The following is a 14,761-nucleotide window of genomic DNA, read 5'->3' as shown; positions in this document are numbered from 1 at the left end:
AACTGCAACGCCTACTCGTTGTCGGCCACGGAAAGGGGGACTGGATGAAGTTTATTGGCGCTGGTGCCCGGCCTGGTCAGGCTCAGATTCACCACGACAGGATCTTCACCGTCCCCAACGTCCTGACCGTAGTGAGGTTCCTCGGCGTACCGCTGTTCGTCTGGCTGGTCCTTGGGGTCCAGGAATACGGTTACGCCGCCCTTGTCCTGGCGGTCATGGGCAGCACCGACTGGGTGGACGGCTACGTCGCCCGCCGGTTCAACCAGATGTCCAACCTGGGCCGGGTCATGGATCCCATCGCCGACCGGCTGTCGCTGATCGCGGTTGCTGTCACGCTCGTAATCGCCGGCGTGGTCGAGTGGTGGTACCTCGCAGCGCTGCTGATCCCGGACGCCGTCCTGCTCGCCCTGTCGCTCTTCTACTTCCGCGGCCACCCCGACCTGCCTGTCAGCAGAATCGGTAAGATCCGGACCGCGCTGCTGTTGGTCGGCACGCCGTTGCTCGTCGTCTCGGCACTCCCGGTCCCGGGCGCCGATGTGTACTTAGTGGCCGCGTGGATTTTCCTGGGGCTGGGGCTCGTGGGGCATTGGATTGCCGCGTACAACTACGTTTGGGCCATCGTCCGCAAGGGCAAAATGATTAAGGGCAGCAAGTTCGACGTCGACGGCGGCACCCGCTGATGATGTGGTTCGCCGTTTTGCTGGCTGTACTTGGCGCGTTTTGCCTCGCGTTCGGCGCCCAGCGCCAGGGCAGTGCGGTCAAGGCGGACACCGGGGGACTGGCGCTCAGCAACCATGGCATGCTGCGCCTGATCCGCAATCCGCGTTGGGTGTTCGGTCTGCTGTTGCTGTGTGTGGGCATGGCGTTGAACTCCGTCGCCCTCGTGATGGCACCGCTCACGGTGGTGCAGCCGATCGGTGCGATCGCCCTTGTCATCACCACAATCGTCAACGCCAAGGACCAGGGACTGAGCATCAACCGGGCCACGGTGGTGGCCATCTCCGCCTGCGTCACGGGTTCGGCCCTGTTTGTGATTCTGGCGGTCAACGTGACCCAGGAGAACCACCAGGTCAGTGCCTCCGACGAGCTGACGGTTGTGCTTCTGCTGGCCCTGGCGGTCGGGCTGTTCGGGACGCTCGCCCTGGTGTTCCGGCACCGGATGAGCGCCTTCATCTACATCCTTGGCGCGGGGATCCTGTTCGGCTTCGTCGCCGTCCTGACCCGCATCATCGGCAAGCACCTGCTGGATCCCAATGGCCTGGGTGTGCTGAATGTGCCGTGGTATTCGGTGGTCGCGATTGTGGCCGCAGGCGTCCTTGGCTCGTGGTTCGTCCAGAACGCCTATTCCGGTGGCCCGCCGGACCTTGTGATTGCCGGGCTGACCGTGATCGACCCGATCGTGGGCATAGGAATCGGCATCACGATCCTCGGCGAGCTGCGCCCGGATGTCCACGCCGTCACCGCAATTGCGATGGGGGCGGCCGGTTTGCTTGCTATCGTGGGAGTGATCGCCTTGTCCAGGCACCACCCCGAAGTCACCAAGCGCAAGAAGGACGCGCGCAAGGCCGCGGGGCGGGTATCCCCGGACAAAACCAGACTTCAGCAGTAGGCCCGGTACGCCTGCGCCGAGGGCCAGCCGGCCACTACAGTTCCAGCTGACCGCACCGTGACCACCAGGAGTTCTCCCCGTGACCATGCCTGACCACCAGCACCCGCTGACCATCCTGATTGCCGCGGACACCTACCCGCCCCACGTCAACGGCGCTGCCATGTTCGGCTACCGCCTGGCCAAGGGAATGACGGCGCGCGGACACGATGTCCACGTTCTGGCCTGCCGCCCGGACAAGGGCAAGAGCTACACCGAGTTCTGCGAGGAAGGCACCGTCCACCGGATCCGCTCGCACTCAGTTCCCACGCACGAGTACTTCCGGATCACCTTCCCCTGGGAGATCAAGAAGGAAATCAGCCTGCTGTTCGACCGGATCCAGCCGGACGTCGTGCACATCCAGAGCCACTACATGATCGGCGAGCACGTGCTCTACGAAGCCGTCAAGCGCGGCATCCGGATCGTTGCGACCAACCACTTTATGCCTGAGAACCTGAACCCCTTCCTTCCGTTCCCGCAGTGGTTCAAAGACATCGTGGGGCGCATTTCCTGGAAGGACATGGGCAAGGTCATGGGCCAGGCCGACGTCGTCACGACGCCGACGCCGCTGGCGGCCAAAGCGATGCACCAGCACGCCTTCCTCCGCCAGGTACTGCCGCTCTCCAACGGCATTGACTCCGCCGCCTACGAACTCAAGCCCGGTGAGGAAGTGGCGCGCCACAGCAGCCCCACCGTCCTGTTCGCCGGCCGGCTCGCCGAAGAGAAGCATGTCGACGTGCTGATCGACGCCGTTGCCAAGACACCGAAGGAACTGGACGTCCATCTCGAAATCGTCGGTGGCGGCGAGGTGCGGCCTGGCCTCGAGGCCCAGGTCGAGCGGCTCGGCCTGCAGGCCCGGGTCAAGTTCCTGGGACTGGCGACCGACGCCGAACTCCGCCGCGCCTACATCGCGGCGGACCTGTTCTGCATGCCCGGCACGGCCGAGCTGCAGTCACTCGTGACGCTGGAAGCGATGTCTGCCTCCACGCCTGTGCTGCTGGCGGACGCCATGGCGCTGCCACACCTGGTGCGCGACGGCGAAAACGGCTACCTGTTCACGCCCAATGACAGCGACGACCTCGCGGCCAAGATGGTCAGCGTCCTGTCGCTCCCTGCGGCTGAGCTGGCGGCCATGGGCAAGGCGAGCCGGGGCATCGTGGAGAACCACAGCATCGAGCGCACCCTGCAGTCCTTCGAGGATCTCTACCGCGGCGCGAGCTACGACGACCTCGTGGTCTGAACCGGGCCACTACTATTGTTAGAGTGATTTTCGCCCGGAACCATCCGGCCCTGGTCGGGCCGGTTTTCCGGGTGCAAGGGGCTATAGCTCAGCTGGTTAGAGCGCGGGACTCATAATCCTAAGGTCCTCGGTTCAAGTCCGAGTAGCCCTACATTTTCGCGGAACCCTGCAGGGGACCCGCGTCCACGGGAGCCGTGGCCGATGTTCCGACGTCGGCCCGGCTCCCTTCTCGTTCCCCGGCTCCGCCGCCGGCGCACTGGGAACGTCCCGTGGGGAATCACGCCGGGATTGTGTCCTCCACATGGCCTCCGTCACTTGCAGTGTCCCTCCTGATTGCGATAAGTTACTGGTGAGTAACATCCCGTTGGCGCGAAGCGCGCGCCATTCTGGTCGCTGCTGATCACACGTGAAGGAACACCATGTCCAAAGCTGCCGTCGACATCAACAACCTCCCGTACGCCGATGGCGACTTCTACGCCTTCGAACAGCTGCTCAGCGGCAAGGAACAGGACAGGCTCGCGGAGGTCCGCGACTTTCTGGCCCGTGAGGTCAAGCCGATCGCCGTCGACTGCTGGAACCGCGGCGAGTTCCCTATGGACCTCATTCCCAAGCTCGCCGAGGTCGATCTGGTGAGCCCCGTCCGGAGGCAGGGCTACTCCAACGTCTTCGCGGGCATCATGCACGCCGAGGTGACCCGGGCGGACACATCCATTGCCACCTTCATGGGCGTCCACGACGGCCTCTTCACCGGCTCGATCGAGGCTCTCGCGTCGCAGGAGCAGCAGGAGGCGTGGCTACCGGACATCTACTCACTCAAGAAGATCGGCGCCTTCGGCCTCACCGAACCCCTGGGCGGTTCCGACGTCGCCGGCGGCACCCGCACGACTGCGCGCCGCGAGGGGGACAGCTGGATCCTCAACGGGGCCAAGCGCTGGATCGGCAACGCCACGTTCTCCGACTGGGTGGTCATCTACGCCCGGGATCTCGCCGACAACCAGGTCAAGGGCTTCCTTGTCGACACCAAAACCGAGGGCTACAGCGCTAGCAAGATCGAGAACAAGATCTCGCTTCGCACGGTGCAGAACGCTGACATCACCCTCGACAACGTCGTGGTGCCGGACTTCTTCAAGCTCGCAAACGCCAACAGCTTCCGCGACACGAACAAAGTCCTCAAGGTCACCCGGCTGGCCGTCGCCTGGCAGGCTGTCGGCCAGCAGCTCGCCGCCTTTGACGTCGCCCGCCGCTACGCTGTCGAACGCAGCCAGTTTGGCCGCCCGATCGCCTCCTTCCAGCTGGTGCAGGACCAGCTCGTACAGATCCTCGGCAACGCCGTCAGCTCGATGGGCATGATGGTCCGGCTCTCCCAGCTGGAGGACCTCGGCCAGGCCAAGGACGAGCAGTCCGCCCTGGCCAAGGCCTTCACCACCGCCCGGATGCGCGAAAGCGTTGCCCTGGGCCGCAGCATCCTCGGCGGCAACGGCATTGTGACCGACTTCGAAATGGCCAAGATCTTCTCGGACGCCGAGGCCATCTACTCCTACGAAGGCACCCACGAGATCAACACGCTCGTCACCGGCCGGGCAATCACCGGCATCTCCGCGATCGTCTAGCCGGCGGCGCCCGGCCGGGCACGCGGCCCTTCAGTCTGCCGTGCCATCCTCCTCTAGCCCCTACCCGGGTGCGGGGTCCAGGGGAGGGAGCAGGACGGAGGGCCGCAGGTCCGTCACGAAGCCCAGCGGATTGAGGTACTCCTCGCCGCGGCGGACTCCCCAGTGCAGGCAGGGTCCAGGTCCGCAATGGCCCGGCTGGATCCAGCCCAGGACGTCTCCCTCGGCGACGGCGGTGCCCGGCTTGTGTTCGCTGCGCACCGCCTCGAAGCTGCTCCTCAATCCGTTCCCGTGGTCAACGGTGATGACAGGACGGTCCACCACGACGCCGGCAAAGGTGACGGTCCCGGCCGCCGGTGAGGTGACCGGGGCGCCGTCGTGAGCTGCCCGAAGATCAACGCCGCGGTGGCCGCTGAGCCACGGCTTGGCCGGCGGGTCAAAGGCGCGCAGTACGGCGGGCCTCGGGTCCAGGGGCCAGCTCCACCCGCCGGCCGCCACGTCTGAGCCGGTATAGACACTGGACGCAACTGCCGCGCCGGGTCCCCCGGACGCCGCGGCGGGGGAGAAGGCCACGAGCAGGGCGGCAGCCATGACGTTCCTGATCGCCTGAGTTTTCATCCACCCAGCCTGCGGCTGCCGCCGGATCTGGTTAACCCCTACTCCGCGCTATGTGGATAGATCCCGGAGGGAGTGCCAGCCCTGCGAAGGTGCCCCGAAAATGCGGCCCAAAAAGTCACCTGCGCAGCCCTCGGCAAAACCCCTGCGCGCCAATCCGGCAGCCCCCGGAAACGGTCCATTCCCGTACGTGCCCTGTAGTACACTTGGTGGAGCAGTTTGCTGTGCCCTCACGCTTGATCATTCTCTTTGTGTACGTACTGTCTTTGTATAAGCAACGTAATTATCAGAGCCGGCACGCCTCATTCAGGGGTGCGGGGGAGCAGCAGCTGACTACGCGTATCCAGCCCTCCACATTGGAAGCCTCAACTCTTCAGCGTGCGGAGGACTGCGCCTCTTGCGGTCCGGCCCTTGTGGTCCGGATAAGAAGCGCAGTGGATGCCAGGAGCACCGCCCGCCTGGGTGTTGCTAATCAACCGTCAACTATTGGCAGGGTAAGACAGTCCATGGGCTGTCTCATGAATGACCTGCCGGAAGGAGCGTCGGCATGCCCGTCGTAACTATGCGCCAGCTGCTTGACAGCGGCGTCCACTTTGGACACCAGACCCGTCGTTGGAACCCGAAGATGAAGCGTTTCATCTTCACGGAGCGCAACGGCATCTACATCATTGACCTGCAGCAGTCGCTGTCCTACATCGACCGTGCCTACGAGTTCGTGAAGGCCACCGTTGCACACGGCGGCACCGTTCTCTTCGTCGGCACCAAGAAGCAGGCGCAGGAATCCATCGCCGAGCAGGCCACCCGCGTTGGCCAGCCGTACGTCAACCAGCGTTGGCTCGGCGGTATGCTGACCAACTTCCAGACGGTCTCCAAGCGCATCCAGCGCATGAAGGAACTCGAAGAGATCGACTTCGACGACGTCGCCGGTTCCGCTTACACCAAGAAGGAACTGCTGCTCCTTCGCCGCGAACTCACCAAGCTGGAAACCAACCTCGGTGGTATCCGCAACCTGACCAAGGCGCCTTCCGCACTGTGGATCGTTGACACCAAGAAGGAACACCTTGCTGTCGACGAAGCCAAGAAGCTGAACATCCCGGTTGTTGCCATCCTGGACACCAACTGCGATCCGGACGAAGTCGACTTCCCGATCCCGGGTAACGACGACGCCATCCGCTCCGTCAACCTGCTGACCCGCGTTGTTGCTGACGCCGTTGCTGAGGGCCTCATCGCCCGCAACCAGCGCGCCACCGGCACCACGGAAGCTCCGGAAGAGCCGCTGGCCGAGTGGGAGCGCGAGCTCCTCGAAGGCAGCAAGACCGAAGAAGCCCCTGCCGCTCCGGCCGCAGAAGCTGCTCCGGCCGAGGCTGTTGAAGCACCCGCCGCTGCTGAGGAAGCTCCGGCTGCTGCTGAGGAAGCTCCGGCTGCCGACGACGCCGCAGGCGAATCCAAGTAGTCAGACACAACAGTCTGCTTTGCACAGCTGACAAATAAATCCGGATCTCCCCGCGCGGTCTCCGCGCAGGGGAACTGACAGGATGGCCGCTCACAAGGTGAGCTGCCGTCCTGTCAGTCCGTACACCACATAAAATTTCTAGACAGAGGGGTTCACATGGCGAACTACACTGCCGCTGATATCAAGGCTCTGCGCGAGCGCACGGGCGCCGGCATGATGGATGTCAAGAAGGCTCTTGACGAAGCCAACGGTGACGCCGAGAAGGCCATCGAAATCATCCGCATCAAGGGCCTCAAGGGCGCTACCAAGCGCGAAGGCCGCTCCACCGCTGAAGGCCTGGTTGCTGCCAAGGTCGACGGCGGCGTTGGCGTGATGATCGAAGTCAACTGCGAGACCGACTTCGTCGCGAAGGCTGACAAGTTCATCCAGCTCGCCGACAAGGTCCTGGCAATTGCAGTCGAGTCCGGCGCTGCCGACCTCGAGACCCTGCTGGCCACCGAGGTCGACGGCAAGCCGCTGTCCGAGGTCGTCGTCGAAGAGGGCGCGGTTCTGGGCGAGAAGGTTGTTGTCCGCCGCATCTCCCGCATCGAGGGCGCAACGGTCGACGCTTACCTGCACAAGACCTCCAAGGATCTCCCGGCCCAGGTCGGCGTCCTGTTCGCTGTTGACGGCGAAGGCGAAGCAGCTGCCACCGCAGCCCACGACGTCGCCGTCCACGTCGCCGCGATGTCCCCGAACTACCTCTCCCGCGAGGATGTTCCGTCCGAGCTCGTCGAGTCCGAGCGTCGCATCGCCGAGGAGACTGCCAAGGCTGAAGGCAAGCCTGAAGCAGCCATGACCAAGATCGTGGAAGGCCGCGTCACGGGCTTCTACAAGGGCGAGGTTCTCCTCGACCAGGCATTCGCCAAGGATGCCAAGAAGTCTGTCGCGCAGGTCCTCGAAGAGGCCGGCGTCAAGGGCACCGCATTCACGCGTTTCCGCGTCGGTTCCTAGTCAGACACCAGTCAGACATTAGTCAGACACGCTGAGGGGGTGGTCACTGCGGTGGCCACCCCTTTTGCATGCACCCGGGACGCAGTCCCGGGAAGTCCCGGGAAGATCGGGGCAGGCCGGGGGCCAGGCGGAATCACGCCTTTGGTCCCCGGCACGATAACCTAGCTCAGAGTTCACCAACGGGAAGGCACCATGGAAACCGTCACCAATTCAGCCCAGCCAAAGAAGAGCCGGCGCCGGGTCCTGTTGAAGCTTTCCGGCGAGGTCTTCGGCGGCGGGAAGCTGGGCGTCGACCCTGACACCGTCCGCGGCGTGGCCAAGCAGATCGCCGCGGCGGTCCCCGACGTCGAAGTCGCGATCGTGGTCGGCGGCGGAAACTTCTTCCGCGGCGCCGAGCTGTCCCAGAGCGGCATGGACCGTTCCCGCGCCGACTACATGGGCATGCTCGGCACGGTCATGAACTGCCTGGCGCTCCAGGACTTCCTGGAGCAGGCCGGCGTCGAAACCCGTGTGCAGAGCGCCATCACCATGGGCCAGGTCGCAGAGGCGTACATTCCGCGCCGCGCCATCCGCCACATGGAAAAGGGCCGCGTCGTCATCTTCGGCGCCGGCGCCGGACTCCCGTACTTCTCCACCGACACCGTCGCCGCCCAGCGCGCCATGGAGGTCCACGCCGACGTCGTCCTGATGGCCAAGAGCGGGGTCGACGGCGTCTACACCGCCGACCCGAAGAAGGACCCCACTGCCGAGAAGCTGCACCGCCTCAGCTACGACGACGCCCTTCGCCGAGACATCCGCGTGATGGACCAGACCGCCATGACCATGTGCAAGGACAACAACCTGACCATGGTGGTGTTCGGCATGGAAGGCGACGGCAACGTGACCCGGGCCATCCGCGGCGAGGACCTGGGCACCGTCGTCACGCCCTAGCAACGGCTAGGATGTTTTCAGGACATTTCCGCACTTCGAAGCCTGGGGCCAGCAGTCGGAACACCACCAAGACCGTGCAGTACCCGCCAGCGGCGGCTGCACCAAATTTCTGAGGAGAGATCGTGATCGAAGAAACCTTGCTCGAAGCCGGGGACAAGATGGACAAGGCGGTTGAAGTAGCCAAGGAAGACTTCGCCTCGATCCGCACCGGCCGCGCCAACCCGGGCCTCTACAACAAGGTCCTGGTGGACTACTACGGCTCGCCCACGCCCTTGCAGCAGCTGGCCTCCTTCGCCATCCCGGACGCCCGCACCATCCTGATTACGCCGTTCGACAAGACCGCCCTGCGGGACATCGAACGAGCCCTGAGCGACTCCGAGGTGGGCGCCAACCCCTCCAACGACGGCAACGTCATCCGGATCACCATCCCGGACCTCACGCAGGAGCGCCGCAAGGAGTACGTCAAGATCGTCAAGTCCAAGGGCGAGGATGCCAAGGTGTCCATCCGCAACATCCGCCGCAAGGCCAAGGAAACCCTGGACAAGCTGGTCAAGGACGGCGAAGCCGGCGAGGACGAGGGCAGCCGGGGCGAGAAGGAACTGGACGCCCTGACCAAGGCCCACGTCGACGGGATCGACGAGCTGCTCAAGCGCAAGGAAGCCGAGCTGCTCGAGGTCTAATGACGCAGGAACAGGGGGACCCCGGAGCACGCATCCGGGTGCGGGGGAAGCAGCGGCGGAACCCCACGCCCAAGGCCGGCAGGAACCTTCCCGCTGCGACCGCCGTGGGCCTCGGCATGCTCATCGTTGTGCTGGGCGGGCTGTTGTTCCTTCCGCTGGGGTTCGTGCTCATCGTCACCACGTTCGCGGTTTTCGGCGTCTGGGAAGTCTTCCGGGCCCTGGAAGCGTCGGGCACCAGGCTGCCGATCATCCCGGTGATGACCGGAACCGTTGCGATGCCGGCGGCCGCCTACTTCGGCGGCCCCGAAAGCCTCCTGTTCGCGATGATGCTCAGCAGCGTCGCGGTCCTGATCTGGCGGTCCCTGGAGGGCGCTGCAGGTTCCGCGCGCAGCATCTTCGCCGGTGTCTTCACCCTGGCCTGGATCCCGTTCCTCATCAGCTTCGCCGTGTTGCCGCTGCACACGTTCGCGGGGGAGACACCGGTGGGGCTGTGGCCCGACGGCGTTGTTCCCGCCGGAGCGTGGCAGATTGCCACCCTGCTGCTGCTGGTGGTCGCCAACGACACGTTCGGGTACCTCGTCGGGGCCTCGCTCGGCAAGCACCCGATGGCGCCGAAGATCAGCCCGAAGAAGAGCTGGGAGGGCTTCGCCGGCTCCATCGCCGGTGCCACCGCAGTGGGTGTGCTCGCCTCCGTCTTCCTGCTGGACAAACCCTGGTGGGTCGGCGTGGCCTTGGCCGTGGGCATGGTCGCCGCGGCCACCGCCGGAGACCTCTCCGAATCCATGGTGAAGCGTGAACTGGGGATCAAGGACATGAGCAGCATCCTGCCCGGCCACGGCGGGGTCATGGACCGGCTGGACTCGATCGTCTTCGCTTCCCCGGTGGCCTTCATCCTCTACTCGATCTTTGCCGGCGCGTAAGGCATCACGGCATTCACCCTGCGGCCCCTAGAATGGTGCCGGGCAGACCGGACAAACCGGACAGTCCGGCCGAACAGCATTGAAGGAACAAAAAGTTACAGTGGACATTCAACGGCAGATTCCTGCTTCCTTTGACCGTGTGCAGCGGAGCCAGTACGGCTACAACGCCAAGCAGGTCGACCAGTTCATGCAGCGCGCACGGGTGTCGTTCGAATCGCCACGGTCTGCCGCCCGGCCGGTCAAGAGCGCGGACGTCAGGTCGGTCTCCTTCGACCCCGTCAAGGGCGGGTATGTCGCGGCGGACGTGGATGCAGCCCTGGACCGCCTGGAGGACGCCCTTGCCCTGCGGGAACGCGACGAACTCGTCGCCGCACGCGGCGAGGACGCCTGGCTCCGCGAGATCGGCCGGCTCGCCGGCCTGCTCCGCGGACGGTTGCACCGCCCCGACGGCCAGCGGTTCCGGCGCCCGGCCAAGGCCAAAGCGCGCAGCTACAACACCACGGACGTGGACGACCTCTGCCACGACCTGATCGGCTACCTCGAAGAAGACAAGCCGCTGAGCGTGGACAATGTCCGCCGCGCTGTCTTCCGTCCCGCCGTCGGCAAGGACGGCTACGAGGAGAACCAGGTGGACGCCTTCCTGGACCGCGTCGTCGAACTTATGGCCGCCATAGACTGAGCGCGCTCAGCGCTCAGTGGCCAGCGGCCGCTCCGGAGTGTGCAGCCGGGTCATGAGCCGGGTGATGGTCCGCGGCACGCGGTCCCGGGTGGCCCGGGAAACCAGGACCATTACGGCAAACGCCGCCGGCACGGTCCAGGCCGCGGGCTGCGCCAGCCAGGACGGCGTTCCGGCGGCACTCAGGAAGGCTCCGGCCACCATCGCCCCGCCGCACAGCACGGCTCCGGTCACCATGCCGGCGATCGCCCCGGCGTCGGTCAGCCCGCGCCACCAGATGCCCAGCAGGAGCACCGGGCAGATCGTCGACGCGGTGAACGCGAACACCATCCCCACGCTGCCGGCCAGAGCAAGGGAACCCGTCATGGACGCGATGCCCAGCGGGACCACCGCCGAGATCACGGCCGCCCGCCGGAAGCCCTGGACGCTGCCGCCGAAGAGGTCCTGGCTGATCACACCGGCGAGCGAGACCACCAGCCCGGACGTCGTCGACAGGAACGCGGCAAACGCCCCGGCCACCACCAGTGCGGACAGCAGGTCACCTGCCGTCCCGCCCACCAGCTCCCCGGGGAGCAGCAGCACCAGCGCATCGGACTGCCCGCTCTGCGCCAGCTGCGGGGCGAACACCCGGCCGATCAGCCCGTACGCCGTGGGGAACAGGTAGAACACCGACAGCAGGCCCAGGACAATCAGGGTGGTCCGGCGGGCCGACTGCCCGTCCGGGTTCGTGTAGAAGCGCACCAGCACATGCGGCAGCCCCAGCGTCCCGAACAGCAGAGCCACCAGCAGGGAGACGTTCTGGTACATCCCGGCCGGTGCCGCTCCCGTCGGGTTCACGGACGCCTCGGCAGCGAGGGGAGTTCCGGAGTCTGCCAGCACGAAGAGAATGAACAGGATCGGCACGGCCAGCGCCGTCAGTTTCAGCCAGTACTGGAACGCCTGGACAAACGTGATGGACCGCATGCCGCCCGCCACCACGGTGACGCAGACAACCACCACCACCGCCACCATGCCCACCCACGCCGGCAGCCCGGTGGTGATCCGGATGGCCAGCGCCGCGCCGTGGAGCTGGGGGACAATGTAGAGCCAGCCGACCATCACGACGACGACACTCGTGACGCTGCGGACCACCCGCGAATCGAGCCGCGCCTCGGTGAAGTCGGGGATGGTGTAAGCGCCGGAGCGGCGGAGCGGCGCGGCAACGAAGAGCAGCAGCATCAGGTAGCCGGCCGTGTACCCCACCGGAAACCACAAGGCGTCCGTGCCGGAGAGCAGGATGAGCCCGGCGACGCCGAGGAAGCTCGCCGCCGAAAGGTACTCGCCGCCGATGGCCGAGGCGTTCCACCAGGGCCGGACCGTCCGTGAAGCCACGTAGAAATCCCCGGTGGTGCGGGAAATCCGCAGGCCGTAGAAACCGATGCCGGCCGTGGCCAGCGAGACGGCTACGAACGCTGCAATGCCGACGACCGGGTTCACGGGCGCCTCATTTGTCCCCGACGAGGTCCCGGTAGCGGGACTCGTTCCGGGCCGCCGTCCGGATGTACAGCCAGGCGCTGAGCCCGACCACCGGATAGATCCCGGCGCCCAGCAGCACCCAGTCGAACGGCAGCCCGGCGATCGTGGACTCCGCGAGCCCGGGGACCAGTCCCAGCATGAGCGGGAAGGCGGCAAGGATCAGCAGGAACCCCGCAGCCACCACCACCCCGAGCCGCAACTGAGAGCGAATCAGCGAGCGGACAAACACCTGGCCGGCGTCGGACTCCTCGGCGGCTTCGCGCGAGTCGGCGGCCGACCGCACAGCCGGGAGCGCGCTGCCACCCAGGGCGACACCGCCCGTCGCAGCGGCGCCTGAGTTGCCGCTCCGCGGCGCGGTGACGCGGACGCGGGTCATGCCTGCGGCCGGATCCGGGTGGCCTCAAGCTTCTCCCGGACGGACGGCAGGTGCCGCCGGCTGATCGGGAGTTCGGCCCCCGCCACGGTGACACTGGGCGCCGCGGCGGCAAGTTTCATGTGGCTGACGTGGTTCAGCGCGATGAGGTACGAACGATGGATGCGGATAAATCCGGCGTCCGCCCACTGCTGTTCCAGGTCGGCCAGCGGGACACGGATGAGGTAGCTCGCGTCGGCGGTGTGCAGCCTGGCGTAGTCGCCCTGGGCCTGGACGTAGGTGACATCCTCGCGGCGGATCATTTTCGTGGTGCCGCCAAGGTCCACCGTGATCATCTCCGGGGGCGGCGCGCCGTCCTTGAGCAGCTCGCAGATCCGGCCGACGGACTTCGCCAGCCGCTCAGCCCGGACGGGCTTCAGCAGGTAGTCCACGGCGGCCAGTTCAAAGGCTTCCAGGGCGCAGTCCTCATCGGCGGTGACAAACACGACGGCGGGCGGCTTGCTGCTGCGCGAGATGACCCGCGCGATGTCCAGGCCGGAGAGCGCCGGCATGTGGATGTCGAGGAAGACGGCGTCGACATTCTCGGCTTCGAGGGCCCGCAGCGCCTCGGCCCCGGAGGACGCGCGGTGGATGGTGCCGATCCGGTCATCCTTGCCGAGCAGGAAGGCCAGTTCCTCGACAGCGGGCAGCTCGTCGTCGGCGACGAGGACGTTAATCATGGATCAAGACTACTGCCGCAGGCGCTTCGGCCTGCCGCAGGCTCAGGCGTCGTGCCGGGGCTGCGACTTCGGGACGCGCATCGTAATCAGGGTGCCTTCGCCGGGCGCCGTCTCGATCACGAGGCCGGTGTCGTCGCCGTAGACCTGCCGCAGCCGGGCGTCGACGTTCCGCAGCCCGACGTGGTCGCCTTCCCCGTGCCCGGCGAGGACTGCCCGCAGCTGCTCCGGGTCCATGCCCACGCCGTCGTCCTCGATGGTGACCTCGGCGAAGGCGCCGGAGTCGTTGGCCGTGATGGTGATGTGGCCGGGACCCTCCTTGGCCTCGAGGCCATGCCGTACCGCGTTTTCCACGAGCGGCTGCAGGCTCAGGAACGGGATCACCGTGCTGAGCACCTCGGGGGCGATCCGCAGGCTCACCTGGACGCGGTCGCCGAACCGTGCCCGTTCCAGCAGCAGGTAGCGGTCGATGCAGCGCAGTTCCTCGGCGAGCGTGGTGAAGTCGCCGTGCCGGCGGAAGGAATAGCGGGTGAAGTCGGCGAACTCCACCACCAGCTCGCGCGCCCGGACCGGATCCGTGTTGATGAACGAGGCGATCGCGTTCAGGGAGTTGTAGATGAAGTGCGGGCTGATCTGTGCCCGGAGCGCACGCACCTCGGCCTCCATCAGGAGCGTGCGCGACGCATCCAGTTCCGCCAGCTCCACCTGCGTCGCCACCCAGTCGGCCACCTCGCTGGTGGCCCGGACCAGCCCGGCGCCGGCAGCCGGGGCGAAGGCGGCCACCACACCCACCACACGGGTCCCGGCCTTGATCGGGGCGATCACCGCGGCACGTTCCACATCCGTGCGGGTCGCGACGGCGCCTCGGCCCCGGGCGAGTTCCTGCACCTCGCCGGCCGGGATCACGGCGGTGTGGCCGCCGTCGAGCACTCCTGCCGACAGTTCCATCAGCAGCGGCGTGAGTTCCTCGCCGGCGCCGTCCCAGGCGAGCACGCCGGAGGCATCGGTGATCGCCAGCGCGTCGCAGCCCAGCAGGGTGCGCAGCTGGCGGCTCGCCTTGGCGGCCCCGGCCGGATTGAGCCCGGTCCGCAGGTGCTGGCCGGCGCGCGAGGCCGCGTGAAGCGTCTTGTAGGTGGCCCGCTCCGCGTCGGTGCCAAGCTCCCGGAAGGAGCGGAGCACCTTGAGCCCGACGGCGACGACGACGGCGATCGCCGCCGCGATCACGGCAACGGCGGCGGCGGTGAACAGGGGAGAGTCGGGCATGGGCCCAGCGTATCGCGGCACCTGCCGGACGGGGCCGAGGGTGCGCCCGCCTGCCTTTCAGGCACGGCTTCGGGCGCCGCTGAGCGCAGCATCGGGACCGTTGAGCGACGCAGGGCGCGGTAATTCTGGAATGTA

At 66.4% G+C, this 14,761-nt stretch carries 15 protein-coding genes and 1 tRNA gene; 11 read left to right on the top strand and 5 right to left on the bottom strand.

What is annotated here, in order from left to right; translation table 11 throughout:
• Nucleotides 1-44 precede the first annotated feature (44 nt).
• The 5 genes from AB4Y67_RS09645 to AB4Y67_RS09625 all read left to right on the top strand — a co-directional run bounded on the left by AB4Y67_RS09645 (nt 45) and on the right by AB4Y67_RS09625 (nt 4,495).
• A complete protein-coding gene (locus tag AB4Y67_RS09645) occupies nt 45-680 on the top strand; it encodes a CDP-alcohol phosphatidyltransferase family protein (protein WP_441405551.1) in 636 nt (211 codons plus the stop codon).
• A complete protein-coding gene (locus tag AB4Y67_RS09640) occupies nt 680-1,609 on the top strand; it encodes a DMT family transporter (RefSeq protein ID WP_441405550.1) in 930 nt (309 codons plus the stop codon). The genes AB4Y67_RS09645 and AB4Y67_RS09640 overlap by 1 nt, the downstream gene beginning before the upstream one ends.
• A 79-nt stretch (nt 1,610-1,688) precedes the next feature.
• Nucleotides 1,689-2,885: a glycosyltransferase gene (locus tag AB4Y67_RS09635; RefSeq protein ID WP_441405549.1), complete on the top strand. Its 1,197-nt coding sequence runs from the start codon at nt 1,689-1,691 to the stop codon at nt 2,883-2,885.
• Between the two features lie 77 nt (nt 2,886-2,962).
• Nucleotides 2,963-3,036, top strand: a tRNA-Ile gene (locus AB4Y67_RS09630).
• A 268-nt stretch (nt 3,037-3,304) separates the two neighbouring features.
• Nucleotides 3,305-4,495 carry an acyl-CoA dehydrogenase family protein gene (locus AB4Y67_RS09625; RefSeq protein WP_441405548.1) on the top strand — a complete coding sequence of 397 codons (1,191 nt, stop codon included), beginning with the start codon at nt 3,305-3,307 and terminating at the stop codon, nt 4,493-4,495.
• Nucleotides 4,496-4,555: 60 nt separating this feature from the next.
• On the opposite strand, the gene AB4Y67_RS09620 is transcribed toward AB4Y67_RS09625, so the two are convergent.
• Nucleotides 4,556-5,110 (bottom strand): M23 family metallopeptidase, encoded by a 555-nt coding sequence (locus AB4Y67_RS09620; protein ID WP_441405547.1) that lies wholly within the window; start codon nt 5,108-5,110, stop codon nt 4,556-4,558.
• A 544-nt stretch (nt 5,111-5,654) separates the two neighbouring features.
• Between AB4Y67_RS09620 and rpsB the strand changes: the two genes are divergently transcribed.
• The 6 genes from rpsB (at nt 5,655) to AB4Y67_RS09590 (ending at nt 10,762) form a co-directional block, all read left to right on the top strand.
• Entirely contained in the window at nt 5,655-6,560 is a 906-nt protein-coding gene (gene rpsB, locus AB4Y67_RS09615; RefSeq protein WP_441405546.1) for a 30S ribosomal protein S2, read from the top strand.
• A 156-nt stretch (nt 6,561-6,716) separates the two neighbouring features.
• Nucleotides 6,717-7,553 carry a translation elongation factor Ts gene (tsf, locus tag AB4Y67_RS09610; protein WP_441405545.1) on the top strand — a complete coding sequence of 279 codons (837 nt, stop codon included), beginning with the start codon at nt 6,717-6,719 and terminating at the stop codon, nt 7,551-7,553.
• A 192-nt stretch (nt 7,554-7,745) separates the two neighbouring features.
• On the top strand, nt 7,746-8,483 hold the full coding sequence (gene pyrH, locus AB4Y67_RS09605; protein ID WP_441405544.1) for a UMP kinase: 738 nt from the start codon (nt 7,746-7,748) through the stop codon (nt 8,481-8,483).
• 122 nt (nt 8,484-8,605) lie between these two features.
• Complete coding sequence (gene frr / locus AB4Y67_RS09600) at nt 8,606-9,163, top strand: ribosome recycling factor (RefSeq protein ID WP_441405543.1); 558 nt, start codon at nt 8,606-8,608, stop codon at nt 9,161-9,163.
• Entirely contained in the window at nt 9,163-10,083 is a 921-nt protein-coding gene (locus tag AB4Y67_RS09595) for a phosphatidate cytidylyltransferase (RefSeq protein WP_441405542.1), read from the top strand. Before frr ends, AB4Y67_RS09595 begins: the two co-directional genes overlap by 1 nt.
• A 100-nt stretch (nt 10,084-10,183) precedes the next feature.
• On the top strand, nt 10,184-10,762 hold the full coding sequence (locus tag AB4Y67_RS09590; RefSeq protein ID WP_441405541.1) for a DivIVA domain-containing protein: 579 nt from the start codon (nt 10,184-10,186) through the stop codon (nt 10,760-10,762).
• A 6-nt stretch (nt 10,763-10,768) separates the two neighbouring features.
• On the opposite strand, the gene AB4Y67_RS09585 is transcribed toward AB4Y67_RS09590, so the two are convergent.
• The 4 genes from AB4Y67_RS09585 to AB4Y67_RS09570 are packed head-to-tail and all read right to left on the bottom strand — an operon-like array spanning nt 10,769 to nt 14,626.
• Nucleotides 10,769-12,235: a sodium/solute symporter gene (locus AB4Y67_RS09585; RefSeq protein ID WP_441405540.1), complete on the bottom strand. Its 1,467-nt coding sequence runs from the start codon at nt 12,233-12,235 to the stop codon at nt 10,769-10,771.
• A 7-nt stretch (nt 12,236-12,242) separates the two neighbouring features.
• Nucleotides 12,243-12,650, bottom strand: a complete 408-nt coding sequence (locus tag AB4Y67_RS09580; RefSeq protein ID WP_441405539.1) for a hypothetical protein — start codon at nt 12,648-12,650, stop codon at nt 12,243-12,245.
• A complete protein-coding gene (locus tag AB4Y67_RS09575) occupies nt 12,647-13,366 on the bottom strand; it encodes a LytR/AlgR family response regulator transcription factor (protein WP_441405538.1) in 720 nt (239 codons plus the stop codon). The genes AB4Y67_RS09580 and AB4Y67_RS09575 overlap by 4 nt, the downstream gene beginning before the upstream one ends.
• A gap of 42 nt (nt 13,367-13,408) precedes the next feature.
• Nucleotides 13,409-14,626, bottom strand: a complete 1,218-nt coding sequence (locus AB4Y67_RS09570) for a sensor histidine kinase (RefSeq protein WP_441405537.1) — start codon at nt 14,624-14,626, stop codon at nt 13,409-13,411.
• Nucleotides 14,627-14,761: the final 135 nt, after the last annotated feature.

It is taken from the genome of Arthrobacter sp. YAF17, assembly GCF_052113365.1.
GTDB lineage: Bacteria > Actinomycetota > Actinomycetes > Actinomycetales > Micrococcaceae > Arthrobacter.
Note: the sequence above shows the minus strand (reverse complement) of the source record. Positions and strands in the feature narration are given on the sequence as shown.